Annotated in this window: 23 protein-coding genes; 19 read left to right on the forward strand and 4 right to left on the reverse strand. The window is 35.3% G+C overall.

All coding sequences use genetic code 11. From position 1 onward, the window contains the following. Window positions 1-56 precede the first annotated feature (56 nt). Both ACP3T3_RS18385 and ACP3T3_RS18390 read right to left on the reverse strand, forming a co-directional pair. Entirely contained in the window at window positions 57-230 is a 174-nt protein-coding gene (locus ACP3T3_RS18385; protein WP_426477206.1) for a hypothetical protein, read from the reverse strand. A 144-nt stretch (window positions 231-374) separates the two neighbouring features. Further along, window positions 375-2,105, reverse strand: a complete 1,731-nt coding sequence (locus ACP3T3_RS18390; protein WP_426477207.1) for a helix-turn-helix domain-containing protein — start codon at window positions 2,103-2,105, stop codon at window positions 375-377. A 209-nt stretch (window positions 2,106-2,314) separates the two neighbouring features. Between ACP3T3_RS18390 and ACP3T3_RS18395 the strand changes: the two genes are divergently transcribed. The 13 genes from ACP3T3_RS18395 to ACP3T3_RS18455 all read left to right on the forward strand — a co-directional run bounded on the left by ACP3T3_RS18395 (window position 2,315) and on the right by ACP3T3_RS18455 (window position 16,067). After that, entirely contained in the window at window positions 2,315-4,441 is a 2,127-nt protein-coding gene (locus tag ACP3T3_RS18395; RefSeq protein ID WP_426477208.1) for an outer membrane beta-barrel family protein, read from the forward strand. Between the two features lie 30 nt (window positions 4,442-4,471). Next, window positions 4,472-4,669, forward strand: a complete 198-nt coding sequence (locus ACP3T3_RS18400) for an ecotin (protein WP_426477209.1) — start codon at window positions 4,472-4,474, stop codon at window positions 4,667-4,669. A 628-nt stretch (window positions 4,670-5,297) separates the two neighbouring features. Further along, window positions 5,298-5,516 (forward strand): hypothetical protein, encoded by a 219-nt coding sequence (locus tag ACP3T3_RS18405; RefSeq protein WP_426477210.1) that lies wholly within the window; start codon window positions 5,298-5,300, stop codon window positions 5,514-5,516. A gap of 40 nt (window positions 5,517-5,556) precedes the next feature. Further along, window positions 5,557-5,757, forward strand: a complete 201-nt coding sequence (locus tag ACP3T3_RS18410; protein ID WP_426477211.1) for an ecotin — start codon at window positions 5,557-5,559, stop codon at window positions 5,755-5,757. Window positions 5,758-5,847: 90 nt separating this feature from the next. Next, a complete protein-coding gene (locus tag ACP3T3_RS18415) occupies window positions 5,848-6,048 on the forward strand; it encodes an ecotin (protein ID WP_126653576.1) in 201 nt (66 codons plus the stop codon). Between the two features lie 56 nt (window positions 6,049-6,104). Beyond that, window positions 6,105-7,460 (forward strand): radical SAM protein, encoded by a 1,356-nt coding sequence (locus ACP3T3_RS18420; protein WP_426477212.1) that lies wholly within the window; start codon window positions 6,105-6,107, stop codon window positions 7,458-7,460. Window positions 7,461-7,470: 10 nt separating this feature from the next. Next, the gene (locus ACP3T3_RS18425; RefSeq protein ID WP_426477213.1) at window positions 7,471-8,394 is read left to right on the forward strand and encodes a hypothetical protein; all 924 of its coding nucleotides are present in this window, start codon (window positions 7,471-7,473) and stop codon (window positions 8,392-8,394) included. A gap of 48 nt (window positions 8,395-8,442) precedes the next feature. After that, window positions 8,443-10,590 (forward strand): peptidase domain-containing ABC transporter, encoded by a 2,148-nt coding sequence (locus ACP3T3_RS18430; protein WP_426477214.1) that lies wholly within the window; start codon window positions 8,443-8,445, stop codon window positions 10,588-10,590. A gap of 395 nt (window positions 10,591-10,985) precedes the next feature. Further along, entirely contained in the window at window positions 10,986-11,510 is a 525-nt protein-coding gene (locus tag ACP3T3_RS18435; RefSeq protein ID WP_426477215.1) for a hypothetical protein, read from the forward strand. 96 nt (window positions 11,511-11,606) lie between these two features. Beyond that, window positions 11,607-12,473 (forward strand): helix-turn-helix domain-containing protein, encoded by an 867-nt coding sequence (locus ACP3T3_RS18440; RefSeq protein WP_426477216.1) that lies wholly within the window; start codon window positions 11,607-11,609, stop codon window positions 12,471-12,473. A gap of 378 nt (window positions 12,474-12,851) precedes the next feature. Then, a complete protein-coding gene (locus ACP3T3_RS18445) occupies window positions 12,852-13,775 on the forward strand; it encodes an alpha/beta hydrolase (protein WP_426477217.1) in 924 nt (307 codons plus the stop codon). Window positions 13,776-13,887: 112 nt separating this feature from the next. Continuing rightward, window positions 13,888-14,814, forward strand: coding sequence for an alpha/beta hydrolase (locus ACP3T3_RS18450; RefSeq protein ID WP_426477218.1), 927 nt, complete (start codon window positions 13,888-13,890; stop codon window positions 14,812-14,814). A gap of 203 nt (window positions 14,815-15,017) precedes the next feature. Then, window positions 15,018-16,067, forward strand: a complete 1,050-nt coding sequence (locus tag ACP3T3_RS18455) for an MBL fold metallo-hydrolase (protein ID WP_426477219.1) — start codon at window positions 15,018-15,020, stop codon at window positions 16,065-16,067. An 83-nt stretch (window positions 16,068-16,150) separates the two neighbouring features. On the opposite strand, the gene ACP3T3_RS18460 is transcribed toward ACP3T3_RS18455, so the two are convergent. Beyond that, window positions 16,151-16,990 carry a DUF4822 domain-containing protein gene (locus ACP3T3_RS18460; RefSeq protein WP_426477220.1) on the reverse strand — a complete coding sequence of 280 codons (840 nt, stop codon included), beginning with the start codon at window positions 16,988-16,990 and terminating at the stop codon, window positions 16,151-16,153. A gap of 236 nt (window positions 16,991-17,226) precedes the next feature. Here ACP3T3_RS18460 and ACP3T3_RS18465 point away from each other — a divergent pair, with 236 nt between their 5' ends. The 3 genes from ACP3T3_RS18465 to ACP3T3_RS18475 all read left to right on the forward strand — a co-directional run bounded on the left by ACP3T3_RS18465 (window position 17,227) and on the right by ACP3T3_RS18475 (window position 19,621). Further along, window positions 17,227-17,940 carry a DUF434 domain-containing protein gene (locus ACP3T3_RS18465; RefSeq protein WP_426477221.1) on the forward strand — a complete coding sequence of 238 codons (714 nt, stop codon included), beginning with the start codon at window positions 17,227-17,229 and terminating at the stop codon, window positions 17,938-17,940. A gap of 3 nt (window positions 17,941-17,943) precedes the next feature. Further along, window positions 17,944-18,594, forward strand: coding sequence for a hypothetical protein (locus ACP3T3_RS18470; protein ID WP_426477222.1), 651 nt, complete (start codon window positions 17,944-17,946; stop codon window positions 18,592-18,594). A 241-nt stretch (window positions 18,595-18,835) separates the two neighbouring features. Beyond that, a complete protein-coding gene (locus ACP3T3_RS18475; RefSeq protein ID WP_426477223.1) occupies window positions 18,836-19,621 on the forward strand; it encodes a TatD family hydrolase in 786 nt (261 codons plus the stop codon). A 64-nt stretch (window positions 19,622-19,685) separates the two neighbouring features. Here ACP3T3_RS18475 and deoD read toward each other — a convergent pair whose 3' ends face one another. Continuing rightward, complete coding sequence (deoD, locus tag ACP3T3_RS18480) at window positions 19,686-20,396, reverse strand: purine-nucleoside phosphorylase (protein ID WP_426477224.1); 711 nt, start codon at window positions 20,394-20,396, stop codon at window positions 19,686-19,688. A gap of 261 nt (window positions 20,397-20,657) precedes the next feature. Between deoD and ACP3T3_RS18485 the strand changes: the two genes are divergently transcribed. From ACP3T3_RS18485 to ACP3T3_RS18495, 3 genes are all read left to right on the forward strand, one after another. Further along, window positions 20,658-21,050: a VOC family protein gene (locus tag ACP3T3_RS18485; protein ID WP_426477225.1), complete on the forward strand. Its 393-nt coding sequence runs from the start codon at window positions 20,658-20,660 to the stop codon at window positions 21,048-21,050. 255 nt (window positions 21,051-21,305) lie between these two features. Continuing rightward, window positions 21,306-21,962: a hypothetical protein gene (locus ACP3T3_RS18490; protein WP_426477226.1), complete on the forward strand. Its 657-nt coding sequence runs from the start codon at window positions 21,306-21,308 to the stop codon at window positions 21,960-21,962. Next, a complete protein-coding gene (locus tag ACP3T3_RS18495) occupies window positions 21,949-22,527 on the forward strand; it encodes a DUF4919 domain-containing protein (protein WP_426477227.1) in 579 nt (192 codons plus the stop codon). The genes ACP3T3_RS18490 and ACP3T3_RS18495 overlap by 14 nt, the downstream gene beginning before the upstream one ends. The last annotated feature ends 9 nt before the right edge of the window (window positions 22,528-22,536 follow it).

Raw genomic sequence — 22,536 nt, forward strand, 5'->3', positions numbered from 1 at the left:
AAAAATAAAAATCAGTAATTTTTCTCAAAATTACTGATAAAATATTGAAATGGTTATTAGTTTTTTACTGTTATATCGATAGTGTCATTAAGTGTCTTATCCACAACAGTGTCATTATCTCCATTTGCAAGCATAATACCATTCACCATAGAATTTAACCCTCCTCTTATTTTAGACATCTGAACTTTGTTTAAGGATAATTTTTTTTCAGTTTTTTTTAATTTTTTCATTTGTAAAATACTTTTAATTTCTAAATAATTTGAGTTGCAAATAAAGTTCTAATCTTGTTAAAAAAGAATATATATATGCCGGAATTGATAAATTCCGACAATGTAGTTTTATAATGTATTGATAGCTAGTTATTTGTGTTTTGTCTAACTAAGGGCTTTTATATAATAAGAAGGAAGCGTTCCTGTTATTTTTTTAAAGGCATTTGTGAAAGATTCAGCATTGTTGTAGCCAATATCATCAGCAATAGCAGCAATGGTATGCTTTCTTATTTTTTCGTTAGATTTTAATTCTTCAACAATATAGTTGATCCTAAGCTCATTCAGATATTGGGAAAAGTTTTTGCCTTTTAATTCATTGACCAGTTTAGAAAGATAATCTCTGTTAGTATCAAATTCTTTTGAAAGAGAATCTAAAGTAATATTTTTATTGAGAAAACTATTAGTCTTTTCAAACTGTTCTATTTTATCAATGAGTAGTTTAAATTTCGGATTGGAAGAAAGGTCACTTTTCGGAGCTTTTTCCTTTCTTTCAACGATAGTGGAAGGATTATCTGTAATAGGAGTTTCATTCTTTTTTTCTTCTTCCAGCACAGGGGCAGTCAAAGGTTTTTCTGATAATACTTTTGCCTGCTTTTCGTATGCTTTTATTTTCTTTCTGTTTTTTCTGATTACGAATATGAAGACTAAAGTAATCAGCAGTAAAGACGCTATCAGCCAGGCATTCTGGTTGTTCAGTTTTTCAATTACACTTACCTTTTCTTTCATAAGCAGGGGAGTATCATACTTTTTCAGAATTTCTTTTGAAAGATTTTTGCGGTTTACAGCAATTATACTGTCGCTATGTATCAGATTATCAATGTATTTTAGTTGGTTTTTTAAATCGCCTTTCTTTTTATAAAAGTCTATCAGAATTTCATATCCATCTCTTTTTATGGGTTCAAAGCTGTTGAAAATAAAAGAAATGGAATCTGCCTTTTTAAAGAATTCTATAGCTTCGTTTTCACTGCGGGTTGCATATTTTATTTTCCCCAGATAGTAATATAAAACCCCGAGGTTGGTATAATCTTTATTATTTATCAATGCTTTTTCAACTTCCAGCAGGATTTTATAAGACTGCGAATAATCTTTTATATAAAAGAGGCTAATCCCTTTTATCATAAGCAGATAGCTGTAATTAGAATAATTATTGTATTTCTTACATTCTGCCAGCCCCAGATCTGCAAATTCAATACTTTTTTTATAGTCCTTACATTTAGTATAAATATTAGCCAAAGAAAAAATAGAAGCAATATAGTTTTTCGCATCTATAGTGTGGGTTTTTATTTTATCTTTCTCATACTCATAGTATTTCAAAAAAAGAGGAAGGGCTTCCTGATATTCTTCTGTGGCTGTTTTTAGGATGGCAATGAGCTTGTTTATATAAAAAAACTGTTCTTTATTTTCAGCCCTGTTGAGGGCGATAGCAACTGTATATTCATCTAAAGCTGCTTTGTACTTCCCCTCATTATTGAAAAGAATACCTTTTAATATATGAGATTTGGCTGGGTAATCGTAGTTATTAACGTTTTTTGATGCAGAGATGAGTGAATCTGCAAATGGATGGCCATTTTCATTTTTTAGATTTTTTACCCGGGCAATATTATAATATCCATCAAACAGGATGTCTTTGTTACTTTCCTTCTTTCCTTTTAATAGAATATAATTGGCTAAAAGCTCAGCTTTATCATTGTCAATCTGAAATACTTTATTATAAGCATCATTAATATACTTATAACTTTTATTCTTTAACGAGTCTGGAATGTGTAGTCCTTTTATGCTTTGAGAAAAGAAAAAAACAGGAAAAACAGTTAAAATAATTAAATGAAACTTCTTCATATCTCTAAATACACTGCAAATTTATGGATTATCATTGGATTTTTATGATATATGTATAAGTGTGTGCATATCAGTTGTATAAATGCTTTCCGGAATCGTGAATTTGTAAATTTTTGGAAAGGGCTATCCCGGTATTGATCAATCTTGGATTACTAATCTTGTAGACTTTGGGTATAATTATGATGTTTGCATCAGAAATATTGAAATAAATGAGGAAAATATTGATAGGTGTGAGTGTTCTGCTTCCGTTGTTGGGTTTCTCTCAAGAGAAGAAAGATTCTATTAAAACAGTCATAGAAAAACAAATTGCAGAAATAAAAGTGAATGGTAGAAAACCTTTTTTTGAACAAAAGGATGACCGTTTTGTTTTTAATGTTGAAAATAGCGATTTAGTTGTAGGAAATCACATATCCGAAGTTCTTTCTCAGACACCATTGTTAAAAGTAGATGATAATAAAATAACCCTTTTAGGAACCAATGCATCTGTTTACATCAATGATAGAAAATCAATTCTGAAAGGAAAAGACTTAATACAATATCTAAATGCGATGCCGGCTTCTAATCTGGTAAAGATAGAGCTGATTACCAATCCTTCTTCAAAATATGACCTGGAAGACGCGATGATTATTAATCTGAAGCTGAAGAAACTTGAAACAGACGGACTGAAGGGAAGTTTTACCATTACAGATAAACAAAACAGAAAAAACAGCCAGCAGGTGAATATTGCTTTAAATTATCATAAAAACAGATTTTCAAATAATACCATGTTGTTTTTTGAAAATAATAATGACCTGCAAAGAAACAGTATTGATAACTATAGCTCAAAATCCAGCAGAAATCAGATTATAGGAAATACGTTGATTAAAGAAACCAGCTTTGGAGGAAATACAGGTTTTGATTATGAGCTTAATGAGAAAAGCAGTATAGGAGGTATTTTGGAATATTATCACAAAACACCTGAATCTTCCCTTGAAAACAGAAATATATATTATGAGACTACAGGTGGGATTTTTGAAAACAGAACGGTAAATACACAAAATGATCAGCTGAATCTTTTCGGAGGAAATGCTTATTACAGCTTTAATGATGATAAGAAATCCAAGCGGCTGGATATCAACTTTGATTATTACACCCATCACAGAGACAATACAACAGAGTTTTTTAATTTGACCAATCCATATTCAAACTTAATATATAATGATTATCAGAAAGACAATTATACAGTAAGGATAGATTATTCCAAAACTTTCGAAAAACTAAAGATAAGCCTTGAAGCGGGAGGGAAGTTTAATTGGCTTTCTACAGATAATCCTTATACCTATTATAATACGGACGGTACATTGAATACCCTGTTTTCTAATAATTTTATTTATCATGAAAACATCAACGCATTATATACCAATGTTAAGAAAAAACTCTTTTCAGTGTTAGACGTTAACCTAGGGCTGCGTTATGAAAACACAAACATCAGTGCAAAACAAAATACGGTTAACGAGAACTTCTCGAGAAATTACAACAATATTGTACCCAGTATCAACCTTTCTTATATGATCAATAAGAACAACAGAGTTTCTCTGGGCTACAGAACCGCATTGTGGAGACCTTATGTAGATGATTTAAACCCGTTTATCTATAAAAATAACGAAACCTGGTGGGAAGCCGGAAATCCGGATCTGAATGTAGCAAAGATGTATTTGTTTAATGCCAGCTACAGTATAAAAAGAACCTGGGTGTTTGTAAGCAATTTCGGAATTGTAAAAAATCCTATTCTTCCTTATACAGAGGTTGTGGATAATATTTCTGTTACGAGACCTAAAAACTTTGAAGGCAGTGTAAAACGTTTTTATGTAGGGCTGAACTACAACAAACCGTTATTTGAGAACAAATGGATGTTCAATCTTTCAACAGGGATGTATTATATCAATAATGCAGATATCTATGATACCCATCCTAGTTCATGGTATAATAACTCTTCTGTTACCATCAGTGGAAACAACCTTTGGAATAAAGGCTGGAACATCAGCTACAACTTTGGTTACACCTCTCCATATACCCTGGTTAATAAGAAGAACGGTTATTTTATCAATAATCAGATTGAGGTTTCAAAGAATTATAAAGATTTCAAATTCAAGCTTTCTGTAAAAGACCTGCTGAATCTTTCAAACTCCCGTAATACAGTATATAATAATGACGGATATATTGAAGCCCTTTCACAATCCAATTTAAGGTCCATATCACTCAGCATATCCAAAACATTTGGAAATAACAAAGTAAAAAAGGTGAATACCGGAGATATTGACAAAGGAAGAACCCAAAATGAAAATCCCCGACTGTAATTCTGCAATTTTTATTAAAAACTAATAATCATGAAAAACAAAAAACTTGAAGAGTTATCTAAAAAGATAACCCAGGGCAAGATCAAAAAATTAAAGAAATACGAAGTTCTCACGATATACGCTGGAAAGAAGAGCATCATAGAAGAGTGCTATGATGGGCCGAACTGTTATGCTTATTGTGGACCGGCGCCGGTGTGTTTAGAGAACAACTGCTGGATGTATTCATAAAATTCTGTAGATCCTTTTTGCAATTGAAGCTGTTCAAAAAGACTTATAACCATAAAACTTATTGATATGAAAAGCAAAAACTTGGAGAGTTATCTAAAAAAATAACCCTCGGTAAAATCAAAAAATTAGAAAAGCATGAAGTTCTCACCATCTACGCAGGGAAGGACAATATTGCCAGTGCTATGGACATCCTGATTATAATTCCTATTGTGGACCGTTTACCTGCTCATCTAATGATTGCTGAGCTTTCATAAGGTCTTTGCTATCACAGCCTCTCTCTGAAACCAAAACTTTTCAACAAAACTATTAACCATGAAAACTTATTGATATGAAAAATAAAAATTATATGAATTATCCAAAAAAATCACTGAAAACAAGTTGTTAGAAGCTGGTGAAAACGCAATAAAAACTATTAGGGGAGAGAAAAGTGCCTCTGGAATTGTTACCCAATGAATGCGGCCGTGAGAACGAATGCTGGGGATACGGAGGCACTGCTGGCGATTGTTCAAAGAACGAGTGTTAGTATTTTATGACGAAAGAAGATTAGTTCTTTCAAAATCATGATCTATTGGGCTTAATTATTTTTAATAGAGTTAAGATTCGTAATAAACATAAAAAACTTATTTCTATGAAAAATAAAAAGCGTGAAATGATATCTAAAAAAATCACAAATGTCAAAATGAAAAAACCGCAAAAAGATGGCCTTGTATTTATTACCGGTGGTTTACTCGCTTACCATTGTAGCCGGTGTACCTGGGTGATTGCAGACCGGATTTGCAGAAAGATCCTGATTGCTGGTGCTTTTCATAAAGAAATTTGTGTTCTGTATGGCCCTGTGTGGAATTAAAACTGTTCAGGGAAATTATTAACCATGAAAATTTATTGTCATGAAAAACAAAAAATTGTTTGAATTGTCTAAAAAGATCACTGAAAACAAGCTACAGGGATTGAGCGAAAATTCAGTAAAGACAATCAAAGGAGGTAAGCTGCCTTTGGAATTAGTAGCAGACTGTACAAGTCAAAACGGCTGCTGGGGATTTGGAGGTACAGCTACATGCAGCGGTAACAGCTGCTGGAGTTATAACTAATATACTCTGATTCCACAAAATCATGTTCTGCAGGGTCTTGTGTGGAATTAAAACTTTACAAGAAAAAATTTTAACCTAAGATTTATTGTGATGAAAAACAAAAAATTGTTTGAATTGTCTAAAAAAATCACTGAAAACAAGCTACAGGGAATGAGCGAAAATTCAGTAAAGACAATCAAAGGAGGTAAGTTACCTTTAGAACTAGCGGCAAGCTGCACAAGCCAGAATGACTGTTGGGGATTTGGAGGTACGCAGACTTGTAGTGGTAATGAATGTTGGAGTTACAACTAAAGTAAAAAGTAGAGTAGCATTCGTGCTACTCTATTTAATATTAAAATAAATTAATTATGAAATACAAATTATCAAGATATATACATACTATAGAAAACGAAGAAATTTTAGATGATCATATCATCCTTTTTTCTACCCGTTCCGGAACATCAATTGAAGTGAAAAAAGGGTTGTATGAAAAAATATGTAATCTTAAAACCACTGAGATTCCCGAAGAAATTTTTATTAATCTGATCAAAAATGAGTTTTATGTACCTGAATTTGAAGATGAATTGAAGGAGATCTTATCTGATAACATCATGTCTGTGGATCATCAGGACCTAAAAACACTTTCATATGTTATTCAGCCTTCCGGAAACTGTCAGTTGGGATGTCATTACTGTGGTCAGTTACATACCAGCAAAAGTATGTCAAAAGAAGTATTAGATCTTACCTATGAGAGAATCATTAATAAAATGGAAGATTTATCAAACGATCTGGAACATTTGAGCATCACATGGTACGGAGGAGAGCCGTTAACAGGGTTGTCTGCTATTTCTAATTTGTCAACCCGGCTAATTAGCCTATGTGAAGAAAAAAACATAAAATATTCTTCCAAAATTATTACAAATGCATTAAGCCTTAAATATTCTCTTTTTGAGAAACTGGTAACAAATTACAGAGTTACAGAATATCAGATTACTGTTGACGGAACTCAGGAATTCCATGATAAGAGAAGATATCTGAAAAACGGCTCCAACAGTTTTGATATTATCATTAAAAATATTAAAGAAATTGTTAATTCTGAACTTTATCAAAAAGAAGCCAGCTTCAATATAAGATGTAATGTGGATAAAGAAAACAGTTATAATGTGATAGACTTTATTGATTATTTAGAAGCTGAAGGAATTTTAGAACATGTAAGTTTCTACCTGGCACCAATTCACGACTGGGGGGATAACAAAGCAACCATTAAAGGAGTTTCGAAAGAAGAATTTGCAGCGCTTGAAATAGAAGTTTACATGAAACTTTTGCAGTCAAAAGCAAAGTTTAAAACCCAGATCATTCCTGAAAGAGTTACCAAGCCATGTATGGTAGTAAGCCAGACTTCAGAAGTATTTGATGCTTTCGGAAATGTCTCTACATGCTGGGAGATTCCGTATACTCCAAAATATGATAATTCTGAGTTTTATGCCGGAAATATTCTGAAAGATAAGGACGTCGACAGTAAGAATATTGTCATGAGAAACTGGTTTAATGAAATTCCGGATAACAACTCATGGTGCAAGAGCTGCAAATTCCTTCCACTTTGTGGTGGAGCGTGCCCGAAAAACTGGTATGACAATATCCCGGCGTGTCCTTCATTCAAATTTAATATTGATGATAGAATTCTTCTTCAGAGATATATTAATGAACAGGCTGTGCTTTCTTAACAAATAATGTATGGAAACAATAATTTTAGATAAAATAAGAACGGTTGAATTTCGTGAATATGAGGTGAAAAAGCCGAGACATATTTTTGAAAATTTGATTGAGGAATTTAAAAGTGAGATTCCGGAAGATGATCAGTCAGGGTTGTTTTACTATATGAATTTATCTGAAAAATCACTTTCTGCTTTTCGTTCCGGGAATACCACTTTAGGAAATTATCATTATACAAAAATGCAAAATCTTAGAAACTACTTTATAGATCCTATTTATCATGGAATGATAAGTTTAGACTATGCTTTGCTTGCCTATAAGAATTATGTAGAGAATGATTTTGAACTGGCGGAAGAAAATATTAATCATGCTATTGAAAGTGCTTTGATTCAGAGCAAAACATTTCCTTATTTTGCCATAATTATTGGAGAGCAGTCACTCAACAAAATCAGAATTTTTGCACGTATAAAAGATGAAGTGCAGTACAGTGCAGAAGTTTTAAAAATAATTGCTTTTTTTATGTTTAACAAACATGAAGGTGACCTTTATCAAAAAATTGCGGAAGATTTACCATGGATTGATAAACAGGGAATGCTGAAACATATCATCAACAATTCTTATATCGCGATCCAGAAGTCATTGAAGGATGATAAAAGAACAGCAAGGATATTCCAACAAATCTTTCATTCACTTCTAAAGCAAAATGAATTTTCCGGTGATCAGGAAAACTTACTGGTAGCCATGCAATGTATAAATAAAATTGAAGATGGGGATTTTTTGGAATTCTTGAACGAAAATTTTTCTTCTATACAAAGTTCTCCGCAAAAACTAGTAAAGATTATAATAGAAAATTATTTAGATAAAATATCAGTTACCAATAATCCGCAATTAGTGAATGATGAAAAATTTACTAAAAAGCTAAAAACACTAGGCATAACAATTTAACTTATTATTGTGTTCAACAAATTTCCTTTTTATTCCCAAATAGAACAGATGGATTGTGGTCCTGTTTGCCTCAAGATTATTTTAAAATATTATGGCAAAGACTGTGACCTGGTATATCTGAGAAATCTTACCGAAGTAACGCGTTCTGGTGTTACTTTGGCAGATATAAATGATGCCGGCAAAAAGCTTTATTTTCATACCACTCCTTTTAAAGTACCTTTATCTACATTGAATGACGATGTACATTTACCGTGCGTTTTACATTGGGAGCAGGAACATTTTGTTGTACTCTATAAAATCAAAAATAATTTTTATTATATCTCAGATCCTAAATATGGAAGATTAAAACTTAAAAAAGAAGAATTTGTTAAACTTTGGATTTCTTCAGCAGATCACGAAGGAATAGGGCTGCAATTAATTCCAACAGAAGAATTTGTTGAATTCAAACCTCCTTTTGAACAAAAAGATTTAAAAATTTTTAAAAGCTATATTCATTCTGTTTTAGAAAAACAAAACTTCAAAATAGGACTGCTGATTTTTTTAATCACAATCAGTTCCGTTATTTCCTATATTTTTCCTCAGCTGATTCAAAAAATGTTTGATGAGGGAATGAAATCAAAAGAAGGAAAAATCATTGTTGGAATTTTTGGATTTCAAATGCTTTTATATGGCGGTCAGGTGCTCATCAACATTCTTCAAAACTTTGTGGGTGTACACTTCAGCTCACAGGTAAGCATCAAAATGTTGAATGACCTGCTGCAAAAGACAGTTAGGCTGCCTATTTCTTTTTTCGAAAACAGACTATATACAGATTTATTACAAAAAATAGAAGAACAGTCAAAAATTGAACAGTTACTAACCCGGCAGCTGCTGTCTAATGTTTTATCAGTGTTTTTACTAATTGTATTAGTTATTAGGCTTTTAATATACAATCAGTATATAGCATTAGGCTTTATTGGAGTTGCTGTTTTTTCTACGATATGGATTTACTTGTTTCATAATAAAAGAAGGATCATAGATTATTATGCTTTTAAACTAAATTCAGAAAATAAGAACCATCTTGTTGAGATGATTACAGGGATGGTTTCTGTTAAAATCAGCAATGCTCATATTTCGAAAATATCAAAGTGGGAAGAGCTGCAAAAAAAAATATACAAGACCAAAGTAAAAAGTCTTACTCTGGATATTTATCAAACCAATGTTACCAGTATTATTAAGCAGTTATTTATATTTTCAAGCACTTTTTTTTGTGTCTATTGGGTATCACTTGGGAAAATGACTGTTGGAGAGATGTTGAGTATAGGCTATATAATTGGTATAGCTTCAGCCCCAATAGAAAATCTTGTAGCGTTTTTCCGTTCATTCCAGGATTCAAGTTTAGTGTATAAAAGAGTTCAGGAAATTTTACAGCAAACTGATGAAAACGTCAATTTAAAAGACGGAGATCATAGCCTGCTGCGTCAGGATATCAGTTTAAAAAATGTATGGTTCAAGTATCCGGGAGGGCATCAGTCCTATGTTTTAAAAAATATTAATTTTGAAATTCCTAATGGGAAAGTAGTGGCAATTGTTGGTGAAAGTGGAAGCGGAAAAACAACTTTGTCTAAACTGTTGCTGGGCTTTTATCCCTGTTCAGACGGAGAACTGAACTTAGGAAAAGAAGGTCTGTTTACTATAAATCATGATTGGTGGAGAAACAATTGTGGAGTTGTTCTTCAGGATTCCTACATTTTTAGCGGAACAATAAGAGAGAATATTGCGATGCAGGGAGACGCAGATGAAAAACTATTGATCAGTGCCTGTAAACTTGCCAATATATATGAAATGATCCAAGGTCTTCCGTTAGGATTTAATACAAAGATAGGGGCTGCGGGAGATGACTTAAGCGGCGGGCAGAAACAGCGTATTCTTATTGCAAGAGCTGTTTATAAAAATCCGGATTTCATTTTCTTTGATGAGGCTACTTCTGCTTTGGATGCAGAAAATGAAAAAATTATACATGATAATTTACAGGAGTTTTTCAAAGGCAGAACCGTTATTATTATTGCGCATCGCTTATCTACAGTTAAAAGTGCAGATAATATTATCGTTTTGAAAAAAGGTGAAATAGTAGAACAAGGTAACCATCAGGAATTAGTAACAAAAAAAGGAGAATATTTTAATTTAGTTAAAAATCAGTTGGAACTGGGACAATAAAAAAGGAGCCTTAAAATAATAATTGATAAAAAAAGAAATTTCTTACACAATATGTATTGAAATAAAAAAGGAAACCGGAAAGTTTCCTTTTCTGTATAATCATTATAAGATTACAGGTTATATTGGTAAATTCCCTATGTATAGCATTAAACATTGTTTACTCTTATTTTCAATTGAATAAAAGAGTTATGGCGGTTCTTTCATATTATTTACTTTTTTCATACCTTGAACCAATGCGAGAGGATGTAAGAAAAGATTTTTTGCCATTAGTCTCTGAGCCGTGGTGGCTTATGACATGGCTTACCAGAACGTTGGCTATACTTTTATTAATGGTGATGTTTTTGATATTGGTGGCACTACCTGTTATTTTTTTTAGGAAAGTTGTAATATTTGTTGTGGCAGCAGTATTTTACTACCCGGTCTTAGGTTTTGGTTTATACCGTTTTATTCTTTATCGGAAGAAAGCCAGGAAGAGAGAGGTTAACAAAATTGTAGTGGATGATCAGGGGGTTCATTATGAAAGAAGAGACGGAACGGTAGATAGCATTCTTTATCATAACCTGAAAAAATATGGTTTTCCAGATGAATATGATGTAAGCTGCACTCCCAGAAATAAAATCTATGTATTACAGGTAAATAACAATGGATCTGTAGCAGATGCAGATTTCGATGGAGTAGATTCCGGCTACAGCTGCTATATTGGAAATCTTAAAGCTTTACGGCGAAGATATATTCAGGGAATTGTGTATTTCAGGCCGGATTTACACATCAATCCATCAGTATATTCCATATACAACATCAACCCTCTGGATTTCACATTCGATAAAGGTAATTATTGGATCACGTTTGCGAAGGCTTTTGCTGTATTTATTTTATTCTGTTTAATATTAGGAACCATTATGTTGGGATTGATCAAATAGTTTTTACCTGTCAGTAAAATGTATCCTTCTTTCCTGAATAGGTATCCCTAATGAATAACCGTAAATATTTAATTTTACATCATTCAAAGAAGTAACATGACAACGAAAATACTCAGCATACCCGAATTTAGCCGCTATCTGAATGTTGATGGTTTAAAAAGCGACGACTTACACATCGTGAACTTCGAAGAATATCATGATATCAGATTAAAATCCGAACCGGTTACTATTGATTTTTACCTCTTGGCTATCAAACCCCCTATGGAAACTGGTTTTGTTTCCTATGAACTGCTGGAAGACCAGTCAGATTCTTCTTATATGTATGCAGACTGTCCGCAAAATACGCTCGAGTGGGAAATAGCACCGCCGTTCTCTGGCCTCTGCATTATGGTAAGCGCCAGATATCTTGAAAAATATGCCAAAGACTATAGTTTTGTTCATTACAACAACCATGAAGCCCTCTTTCTGACAAAAGAAGAAGAAACCATTCTATGGGATCTGTTCAGAAAAGCCGATCATGAATTTAAAAAAGAAAACTATTCAAGAACGGTTATCATTTCATATGTCAATCTGATTCTCACCTACGTTAAAGAATTTTACGACCGCCAGTTCGATACCCGACGTACTATTTATCACAAAGTCATTGATGAATTTTACAACAACCTGGAAAACTATTTCCGGGAAAATGAAAATGTGGCAGGATTGCCTTCTGTGGCTTATTTTGCTCAGAAAAGTAACCTTTCAGCCAACTATTTTGGAGATCTTACCAAACACTTCACAGGGAAATCCCCTATAGACCATATTCACGACTACGTAATTAAACTGGCAAAAGACAGATTGAAAAATACCACACTTTCTGTAAGTGAAATTTCATACAGCCTCGGTTTCGATTACCCCAATTACTTTGCCCGGTTTTTCCGGAAAAAGACCGGATTATCGCCAAAGGTTTTCAGGAACCAATAAATAATACAGAATATGATAAAAGACAGCTCAATGAGTTGTCTTGTTTTTTAAGAAGCTTTATCCCGCTATCCGTTCATACTCCTCACGCCGAAATCTGCCATACTGAGCCAAGGCAGCCCTTCCTGTTGCGGGGTAACCACTTCTATCGGGGCTAGGGGAATAGTGAACCCTATCCAGACCGAACGGAATGTTATCCTGAATTTTAAACGGAAGGACTTTTTCTTTTTTATACCCGATTCACCAGGCTTATGTACTAAATTATACAGCCCATATCAAAAAAGGTAAAATGTATCTGTTTTCAGGTAATGCGTTTCCGTTTCAAGACTTATATATGCCTACCTTTGACCTATCAAAAGAAACAAATAAAATATACAAATCATGTCACAAGAAAAAATTACCATCAAAAACAAAAACGGTCAGGGAACTATCTTATCAGCAATCATCAATTTCCCTGGTGGTTTTGACCAGAACAGAAAATATCCGGCAGTAGTAGTTTCTCATCCCGGAGGCGGAGTAAAAGAACAGACCGCAGGATTATATGCCAAAAAGCTCGCTGAACAGGGATTGATAACAATTGCATATGATGCCTCTTATCAGGGCGAAAGCACAGGAGAACCCAGACAACTGGAAAACCCTTATATCAGAACAGAAGATGTAAGTGCAGTGATCGACTATCTTACAACACTTCCTTACGTTGATCCAGAAAAAATCGGGGCTATGGGAATCTGTGCAGGAGCAGGATATACAGCTAACGCGGCAATCAACGACCATAGAATCAAAGCCGTAGGAATGGTAAGTGCAGTCAATATCGGCTCCATGTTCAGAAATGGATGGGAAAATACCGTAAAAGATGCAGATGCTTTGCCTTATTTATTGGCAGGCTCCAATGCAAGAACAGCAGATGCAGAAAGTACAGACCTACAGACTATTCCTTTAGCTCCTGAAAAAGAAGAAGATGCTCCCAATGAAGAATTAAGAGAAGCCTGGGAATATTATCACACAGACCGATGCCAGTATCCTACGGCACCAGGATTTGCAACAACAAGGAGCCTTTCACAAATCATTTCTTATGATGCCTACAACAAAGCTGAAGCATTTTTTACACAGCCCTTATTAGCCATAGTGGGAAGTGCAGCCGGAAGTGCATGGATGAGCGATGATCTTATTGAACGTGCCGCATCAGCAGACAAAATAAAATATATTGTTGAAGGAGCAAACCACATGTCCCTGTATGACAGGGAAAACTATGTGAATGAAGCGGCAGGACAATTAATATCCTTCTTTCACGAAAAATTAGGGTAAATAAAAGAACTGAAATAAAATATAAAAGGTGGAGTAGAGAAAAAAAGGAATAGATTGTAATAAATTCCAGTCTCTCTCCTCCAGCTTTTATCTTAAAAAAAACATCTACAAAATGAATACAAAAAAAATAACATTCAAAAATATTGCATGGGATAATGCAGGAATACTCTTATTTCCTTCAGATTTTGACGATAAGAAAAAATATCCTGCCATAATCTCAATGCATCCCATAGGAAGCTGTAAAGAACAGACCGCAGGAAATGTATATGGAAAAGCTTTGGCGGAAGCAGGATTTGTGGTGCTGGCTTTTGATGCTTCTTTCCAGGGAGAAAGCGAAGGATCACCAAGGTATATTGAAAATCCGCTTCTTCGTACCGAAGATGTGCGGTATGCTATCGACTATCTGGAAACACTCCCTTATGTAGATACAGACAAAATAGGAATTCTCGGTGTTTGCGGTGGTGGAGGCTACTCCCTGAATATTGCCATGACAGAAAGAAGAATTAAGGCCGTGGTTTCAATTACGGGAGTCAACTTCGGGCGCTTGCTGAGAGACGGATTTGCCGGGGGAAGTCCTATGGAAGTTCTTGGAAATGTGACTAAACAGCGTTCAGCAGAAGTGGCAGGCGCAGCGCTGTTAACCATCAATATGCTGCCCGATTCCGTGCATGCGGGAAAAGAAGCAGGCATCAAAGATATTGACATACTAGAAGCAACAGATTATTATAAAACATCCCGTGGCCAGGCTCCCGGTGGCGCCACCAATGCTGTATATTCAAATATGGCGGCAGGAATGGGCTGGGATGCATTTCACTTAAGTGAAACCCTTCTTACACAACCCATTCTGGTTGTAATAGGAGATAAACCCGGAGGTTTCGGTGCTTACAGAGACGGATTCGAAATCGTAAGAAGAGCTGCCTCTGCAAAGAAAGAGCTGGTCATTATTGAAGGCTATTCACATTATGATCTCTACGATCAGCCTGAGCCGGTACAGCAGGCTTTGGAAAAAGTAATTCCATTCTTCAGAGAAAATCTTTAATTACTACATACTGCCTTACATTTTGTAGGGCAGCATTTATTTATGGAAAATTACATAACCAGGATTACAAAAACAGGTATATCTTTTCCATTTTATTTCCACATCTCAAATTCTTATGCTTATATTTATTTTGAATTAAGATTTGCCGGTCAATGTGATAATGATTATTTCTCAAAAACGAGGCTGGATTTAAAATTAAGTGAATGAAAAATTTAAAAAAACAGCTCGGGCAGTTTCCCGATGAAAAAAGAAAAGAATATTTCAGTACACTTCCCAATTACCTCAACGGAAAGTTTCAGAATATAGTAACAACACCTGCTTTATTAGAAGGTGAAAGTATGACCAAATTACTTCTCCAAAGCCTCTGCAAAGTAGAAAATACATCACCCCGGACAGCGCTTCCGTTTGTTGTTACCGATCTTAAAAATCTGAAGCCTGAAGAAAATGTCCTGATATGGTTCGGACACAGCTCCTATTTCATACAGGCAGATGGCAGGAAATTTCTGATAGACCCTGTTTTCAGCGGAAATGCTTCCCCCATGCCCGGTTCCATAAAAGCTTTTCAGGGAGCCGATTATTATAAGCCGGAACATATGCCGGATATAGACTTTCTGCTTATCTCACATGATCACTGGGATCATCTGGATTATAAAACAGTTCAGAAATTAAAGGATAAAGTAGGCAAGGTCATATGTGGGCTGGGAACCGGACAGCACTTCGAATATTGGGGCTGGAGCTTTGACAAAATCATAGAAAAAAACTGGTGGGAAAGTATAGACATCGCAGAAGGTTTCAGAATCACACTTACACCTGCCAGACACTTTTCGGGAAGACTGCTGAACCGTAACATCTCACTCTGGACTTCCTTTGTTTTAAAAACTCCCACAAAAAATTTGTTTTTGGGCGGCGACAGCGGTTATGGAAATCATTTTACAGAAATCGGCGATCAATACGGACCGTTTGACCTGGCAGTAATGGAAAGTGGGCAGTATAACGAAAAGTGGCCTTATATCCATACATTGCCAGACCAGTTGATAACAGAAATAAAAGAACTGAAAGCCAGGAATTTTATCCCTGTACACAATTCCAAATTCAAGCTTGCCCAGCACATCTGGTACGAGCCGTTGGAGCTGGCATCAAAACATGCGGAAGAAAATAATATTCCGGTAACTCTTCCGGTGATCGGAGAAAAAGTAAACCTGGATCAGTTAGGATCAATAAGCTGGAAGAAATGGTGGGAAGAATACATATGATAATTACACAAAGGATATTTTAATTAAAAATAAAAACCTGCCCATTATAGAGCAGGTTCTTCCTTATTATAAAAAAATAGACATTACAAAGGTTCCTTGTGGTTTACCTTTGTATGAATAATATCGTAAAATACAGCTGGGTTGGCAGCATCAGGAGTAATTCTGTAAGTAAAGGTTGTTTCATTCAGAAGCAGAATATCCACAACACGTGTAAAAGTAGGTGTGGTAAGCGTTCTCTTCTTTCCGTCCGGAGAAATAGACCATGTTCCTTCAGATCGTAATACATCGTTTAATCCGAAAATTTTAAAAGTTCCGTTAGCTTTGAAGTAAGAATATCCTACAAATCCGGCAACACTGGCATCATTTAACGCAACATTATTTCCGTTTTTATCTTTGGCACCGGTAGTTTCCCATGGAGTGGAAGCCAGTGTAAGCTGTCCGTTAGCCGGTTCTGCGTGAGAAGTTCTTGTGTGAATAATATCATAATAAACAGAAGGGTCACTGGAGTCAGGGCGGATCCTGTAGGTGAATTCATTTCTGTTTAGCACAAGAATTTCAACATTATGGGTGAAAATAGTGGTTCCATCCGGGTTCAGTGCGGCAATAGTTCTTGCTTTCCCCTGTGCATCTACAGACCATGTTCCCATAGATCTCAGCACATCAGTCAGATTATAAATAGCAAACTTTCCGTCTGCCTTGAAGTAAGCAAATCCTACATATCCTGCTACGCTGGCATCAGTAAGTGCTACACTATTTCCATTTTTATCTTTAGCTCCGGTAGTTTCCCAGGGAGTAGAAGACAATACCTGTGAGGGGGTCTGCTGCTCAGTAATAATTTCTTGATCATCGTCTGAACATGAAACAAAAGATGCTGATAGCAGTATGGCTGCAGACAGATAACATAATTTTTTCAGTGTATTCATAAAAGGATTTTTAAGTCTTTGCAAACTTATTCTGAATCAATATCAAAACATTGTACGGAATATCTCTTTTGTTGTAGAAAACATAACAGATTCCAAAATAAAATGAGAAAAATAATATGTTTGACAAATTTAACAATCAAAGGTGTGAAATTCCCCTCCCTTGGAGGGGTGGCAAAAATTCAAAGAATTTTTGACGGGGTGGTTTCCAACATCCGCCAAAAATTCTATTTTTGAATATGAATAACAGAAACCGCGGGAAAAATACTGGCGACGACACCCTTTTTGGCTCAGAGAAACAGATCACCAAACTGAAACAGGCTGTTGAAGACATGCATTATCTGTTGAGTAGAGAATATCCGGAAAAAGCTGCTTCTGAACTTGTTGGAAACAGATATAGGTTGAAAGCCCGTCAGATACAAGCTTTGCGGGGAGCATCTGCATCTGCCATACAGCTTCAAAACAGAAAGTTGAAACGATTAGAAGCTCCAAATTTAAAAGGGAAAACAGTTTATCTGGATGGCTTTAATGTTTTAATTCTATTGGAAAGTCTGCTTTCTGAAGCTTATATTTTTGAAGGACTGGACGGCTGTATCCGGGACCTTTCGGGCGTTCATGGAACGTATAAAAGAGTTAATCAAACTATAAGGGCTGTAGAGCTTGTAGCGTCTTTTTATCAGAAAAACCAGATCCGTCAACTTGTCTGGATCTTTGATAAACCCGTCTCCAACAGTGGAAGAATTAAGCAGATCATTCTTGAATATGCACAACAGTACCAGCTCAATTGGGAAGCAGATCTTCAGTACAATCCGGATAAATTTCTGGCAGAAAGTTCAGGACTCATCATTTCCTCAGATGCCTGGATTCTGGATCATTGTAAAGAATGGTTTAACCTGATTGCTTATCTGATCGGAGAAGAAAGTCTCTCTGTCAACCTGATCAAAATGATGTAAAGAATGAATCTGTTTGAACCCTATATTTTCCTGTTTTCCGAAGCATGGAAAGATCAATACCAAGCTGTATTAGCAAAAGAGCATCTGGAAAGCCTGGAGAAAAATATGTCTAAGTTTAAGAAGGATGCCTTAGATCTGGATCACCCTTATTTTAACGAGGAAATAATAATCAACAGACGGGAAAGCTTTGAAAAATTCATTACCATTCTTGAGAGTAACGATTCAGATGTGGTAAAAACAAAATCTCTGGAAGCAATTCCTTTTGAACATTGGCTGAATGTTTTAGGGCAAAGACTGACCTCAGCAAGCATCCGCGATGAAAATGCGATTCCGCCCTTGAAAACAATACTGATCAATGCCTGCCGGGAACCATTTAACAGTGAAATTACCATTGCGCAGAGAGCCTGGGAAAAACATATTGGAAGAATGGATGATGATTTTTGGGGAGAGATTAAAGGAAATAACCTGCAAAAACAGGAAAAAGTAATGGCAAAAATCAATGATATTCTTGAAAATAAAACCTGGTGGAATGTGTTTTTTCATTACAAACACGAACTCGTTTTTGAAGTCCGCGAAAAAGAAGGCCACGGAATCCGCTGGAGCCACGGAGGAACAAAACTGATTGGTTTTCTCGAAAAATTCATCAACGAATAAATAAAAACGTAAACATCTGTGTCATCTGCTAAATCTGCGGGAAATAAAATGCTCACCAATTACAGCTTCTATTTCTTTAGCCTTTAGCCTTTTCTACTACGTAAAAACATTGCGCAGCATGCTTCTAGTTTTGCAGATATAAAACAGAAGCTATGAATCAGACCAAAAATTTCCTTCCAGAATTATTCCTGCTTCCCTTTTTATATTTGAAAATAACATTTAATAAAATTCAGAAAACAAAATGAATACCTACATTGATATTGGCATTAATCTGACCAATAAACAGTTCTATAATGAACACGAAGAAATTATCAACCGCGGTTTGGATCATGGTGTTGAACATATGATTCTCACAGGAACCAGCGTAAGAGGAAGCAAAGAATCTGCAGAAATTGCAGAAGAATATCCTGAAATTTTATTTTCAACAGCCGGAATTCATCCTCACGATGCCAAATCTTTAAATGAACAAAGTATTGGTGAACTCAGGAAATTGTTAAAACAGGATCATGTGGTTGCCGTAGGAGAATGCGGCCTTGACTTTGATCGTGATTTCTCTCCAAGACCTATTCAGGAAAAATGTTATCTGGCACAGTTGGAACTCTCTATAGAAGTGAATAAACCCCTTTTTCTTCATGAAAGATCAGCATTTAAAAGGTTTAATGAAATCACAGATGACTTTCTTTCAAAGTTACCTGAAGCGGTAGTACATTGTTTTACCGGAACATTGAACGAAGCAAAGACTTATCTTGACAAAGGATTTTACTTAGGATTTACAGGAGCAATCAGTGATGAAAAAAGATTTAAACATCTTGAAGACGTTATAAAATATGTACCTCTTGACAGAATGATGATTGAAACAGATGCCCCTTTTATGCTTCCGAAAAATATGCCCAGAATGCAGAACAGGCGAAATGAACCTTCATTCTTACCTTATGTAGCACAAACAATTGCCCATCTGAAGAAGATCAGCATTTCCGAGGTTGCAGACGAGACCACAGAAACCGCCAGAAATTTTTTCAGACTATAAAAAAGAGCTCTACTGATAAAGTAAAGCTCTTTTTGTAAACCATTTGCAAAAGCTAATTCGTCTTTTACAAGCTCTTTATAGCTGATTCCAAAGCCAGTTCCATCATAGGATTCAAGGCTTTTTCTCTTTCGTCAGCAGAAATTTTCTCGTGAGTTGGGATAATATCCGTTACCGTCAGGATGGTAGCCGCATTTTTCCCTAAATGCTGAGCATTGGCAAATAAACCGAAAGCTTCCATTTCTACTGCTGGACAGTTGTATTTTGTAGCAATAGCAGGAGTTGCAGGATCTTTTCTGTAGAAAATATCACTGCTGTGCACGTTGATTGCTTTAGCATTTAAAGATAAATCTTTAGCCGTTTCATTGATGGTGTTAAAGATATTCCCCTGGTGAGAAAGGATTTCATCTTCAATTCCCCATGCATATTTGGCATAAGTACTTTCACTGGCTGCTTTGTCAATATTTAAAATATCAAAAAGTTGAAGATCTGTATTGTAAGCACCACAAGTCCCGATTCTGATGATCGTATCTACTTCATATTCTGTAAACAGCTCAAAAGAATAAATTCCGATACTTGGAAAACCCATTCCACTCGCTCCTACAGTGATTTCTTTACCTTTATAAAGCCCTGTATAATAAAAAATACCTCTGGTTTTGCTTACCAGTTTAGCATTTTCCAAATAATTTTCAGCAATATACTGTGCACGAAGCGGATCCCCCGGCTGCAATACTACTTTAGCAATTTCTCCTTTTTTTGCACTGATGTGAATACTCATAATGTTTTTTTGAATGGGCAAAGATAATAACTTTTAGTTTGTTTCTGTAATTACGAAAATGGAAACAATGAAACCACCTCTTCTTAATAAAATATATAAGATATTATTAATAAATGCTTTAAATAATATTTTAAATAAAATCCTTTGTATAATCCAAAACCTAACCTTGTAAATACAGAACAACAAAATAATAACGTAGAGCAGGCATCGTGAAAGTTGTCCGGCTACTTTTGCAGAAGAAAAACATTTAAAATTTTAAAAATGAAAATCGAGCATATTGCCATCTGGGTGAAAGATATTGAAAGATCCAGAGCATTCTATCAGAAATATTTTGGAGCCGTTTCCAATGAAAAATACCATAACCCCGTTAAAAACTTTCAATCCTATTTTTTAAGCTTCGATAATGGATGCCGCCTTGAAATCATGACCAGACCGGACATTAAAGAAAGTGAAAACTCTTATGAATCCCAGCAGTACGGAATTATTCATCTTGCATTTTCTTTGGATAACAAACAAAAAGTAGATAAACTTACAGAAATTCTGAGAAGAGATGGATATAAAGTAGCCGGAGAACCCCGTACAACAGGAGACGGCTATTATGAAAGTGTGGTCCTTGACCCGGAAAACAATATCATTGAAATCGTATCGCAGTAAGTCATGGCGAGGAGCCATGGAGACGAAGCCATCTTTATGGTAATGAATACATAATCTCAAACCTTATAGGTTTTAGAAACCTATAAGGTTTAAATTTTAAAACGTAACCTTACTGAAATCTTTGACTTTCTTACACCTTAAAGCAGCCTAATGCTTATGCCTTTGCATTTTTCCAACACTTTAATTCCATATTTAACATGAATCTTCCCCATAAAAATTTTATTCTCAACGAAATAATTTTATTTTTGTTAGATCATGGAAACCAAGTCACCGTTTTTAGACACGATCTTTTTGCTCCGTAAGGAAGAATGTATTACGCTTTTTTCCAGCTTACAGCAAATTTCCCCTCAGGAAGAGGAGGAAGCCGGAGATTATTTTGAAACAGAATTTGAAAAAGAACGGCTTGAATTTTTGTCTGACCAGCTTACCTGCAGCAAAGATACTGCCGTCTGGGCAGCGAAAGTACTCTATCATAGTGCACAGCTTTATCTTATCAGGGAAAATACTGGAAAAAATATTGAAAATCTTATTCCCGGATTTAAAGGCAGCCGGGATATTTCTTCTATCTTATCAGCAGATTTGTCACTGAGGTTTTTACCGCAGGTCATTATTGCTCTGAATACAATTGATCCCGAAGATCCTCTGATTACAATGCTGGAAAATATCCTGACGCAGTTTCATTATTCCGGCATAGGATATGATCTTGATCTGAAAAATATCAATTGGCAGGAAGAATTAAAACACAAAACCTACCGGAAGCTGTATCTGGAAAGAATTGTTGAAAAAAGAGATTATAAACTGGCGGAAATTCCGTTGATCAATAAACTACTAACAGCCGAATTCGGAATTCACAAAGACGCATTCTGGCGAGAACTAAAAACTATAACCGAAGACCCTAATGAAAACGTATGAGAAAGTATTTGAATTTTTAACTGACCCCACCAAAGAAACATTCCTTAAATGCCGTGAGCTGGTGATCAGTGATCCGGAATATGATCCCTATTCCGAAGACATAGAAAACTTACAGGATTTACTCAATGAAGGAAAATTTGAAGAAGTTATACGCTATGCAAATATCAATATTCTGCTGAGCCCCAGGGCACATATCTGTAAATATTTTGCTTATAAAGAATTGGGTGATGAAAAAGGCAGGAATATTGAAATGACCATAACACAGATTATCTTTGAATGCCTTGAAAAAACAGGAGAAGGAACCAAAAAATCTCCCTATATTATTACAAGAATCTCCGATGAACGGGATCTGGTAAGGCACCATCTCAATAAACAGGATGTATCACAAAACCTGGTTAAGGACGGAGATAAGATCATGGATGCGCTTACACTCGATGATGGTACGCAATTGTACTTTGATATCAAAGACCCTTACCAGAGACTGGCTTTTTCATTCAGCAAAAGAAACGGACAGGCAGCAAATAATGAAGGGATCACAGATAAGAAAAAATGGTGGAAATTTTAATTTTTTTAA

It is taken from the genome of Chryseobacterium sp. CBSDS_008, assembly GCF_049959325.1.
Classification (GTDB): Bacteria; Bacteroidota; Bacteroidia; order Flavobacteriales; family Weeksellaceae; genus Chryseobacterium.

Excerpts from the sequence above, each read along its gene's own strand:
- ACP3T3_RS18385 (WP_426477206.1), bottom strand. The coding sequence starts at position 230 with ATGAAAAAATTAAAAAAAACTGAAAAAAAATTATCCTTAAACAAAGTT.
- ACP3T3_RS18390 (WP_426477207.1), bottom strand. The coding sequence starts at position 2,105 with ATGAAGAAGTTTCATTTAATTATTTTAACTGTTTTTCCTGTTTTTTTC.
- ACP3T3_RS18395 (WP_426477208.1), top strand. The coding sequence starts at position 2,315 with ATGAGGAAAATATTGATAGGTGTGAGTGTTCTGCTTCCGTTGTTGGGT.
- ACP3T3_RS18400 (WP_426477209.1), top strand. The coding sequence starts at position 4,472 with ATGAAAAACAAAAAACTTGAAGAGTTATCTAAAAAGATAACCCAGGGC.
- ACP3T3_RS18405 (WP_426477210.1), top strand. The coding sequence starts at position 5,298 with ATGAAAAATAAAAAGCGTGAAATGATATCTAAAAAAATCACAAATGTC.
- ACP3T3_RS18410 (WP_426477211.1), top strand. The coding sequence starts at position 5,557 with ATGAAAAACAAAAAATTGTTTGAATTGTCTAAAAAGATCACTGAAAAC.
- ACP3T3_RS18415 (WP_126653576.1), top strand. The coding sequence starts at position 5,848 with ATGAAAAACAAAAAATTGTTTGAATTGTCTAAAAAAATCACTGAAAAC.
- ACP3T3_RS18420 (WP_426477212.1), top strand. The coding sequence starts at position 6,105 with ATGAAATACAAATTATCAAGATATATACATACTATAGAAAACGAAGAA.
- ACP3T3_RS18425 (WP_426477213.1), top strand. The coding sequence starts at position 7,471 with ATGGAAACAATAATTTTAGATAAAATAAGAACGGTTGAATTTCGTGAA.
- ACP3T3_RS18430 (WP_426477214.1), top strand. The coding sequence starts at position 8,443 with ATGGATTGTGGTCCTGTTTGCCTCAAGATTATTTTAAAATATTATGGC.
- ACP3T3_RS18440 (WP_426477216.1), top strand. The coding sequence starts at position 11,607 with ATGACAACGAAAATACTCAGCATACCCGAATTTAGCCGCTATCTGAAT.
- ACP3T3_RS18445 (WP_426477217.1), top strand. The coding sequence starts at position 12,852 with ATGTCACAAGAAAAAATTACCATCAAAAACAAAAACGGTCAGGGAACT.
- ACP3T3_RS18450 (WP_426477218.1), top strand. The coding sequence starts at position 13,888 with ATGAATACAAAAAAAATAACATTCAAAAATATTGCATGGGATAATGCA.
- ACP3T3_RS18455 (WP_426477219.1), top strand. The coding sequence starts at position 15,018 with ATGAAAAATTTAAAAAAACAGCTCGGGCAGTTTCCCGATGAAAAAAGA.
- ACP3T3_RS18460 (WP_426477220.1), bottom strand. The coding sequence starts at position 16,990 with ATGAATACACTGAAAAAATTATGTTATCTGTCTGCAGCCATACTGCTA.
- ACP3T3_RS18465 (WP_426477221.1), top strand. The coding sequence starts at position 17,227 with ATGAATAACAGAAACCGCGGGAAAAATACTGGCGACGACACCCTTTTT.
- ACP3T3_RS18470 (WP_426477222.1), top strand. The coding sequence starts at position 17,944 with ATGAATCTGTTTGAACCCTATATTTTCCTGTTTTCCGAAGCATGGAAA.
- ACP3T3_RS18475 (WP_426477223.1), top strand. The coding sequence starts at position 18,836 with ATGAATACCTACATTGATATTGGCATTAATCTGACCAATAAACAGTTC.
- deoD (WP_426477224.1), bottom strand. The coding sequence starts at position 20,396 with ATGAGTATTCACATCAGTGCAAAAAAAGGAGAAATTGCTAAAGTAGTA.
- ACP3T3_RS18485 (WP_426477225.1), top strand. The coding sequence starts at position 20,658 with ATGAAAATCGAGCATATTGCCATCTGGGTGAAAGATATTGAAAGATCC.
- ACP3T3_RS18490 (WP_426477226.1), top strand. The coding sequence starts at position 21,306 with ATGGAAACCAAGTCACCGTTTTTAGACACGATCTTTTTGCTCCGTAAG.
- ACP3T3_RS18495 (WP_426477227.1), top strand. The coding sequence starts at position 21,949 with ATGAAAACGTATGAGAAAGTATTTGAATTTTTAACTGACCCCACCAAA.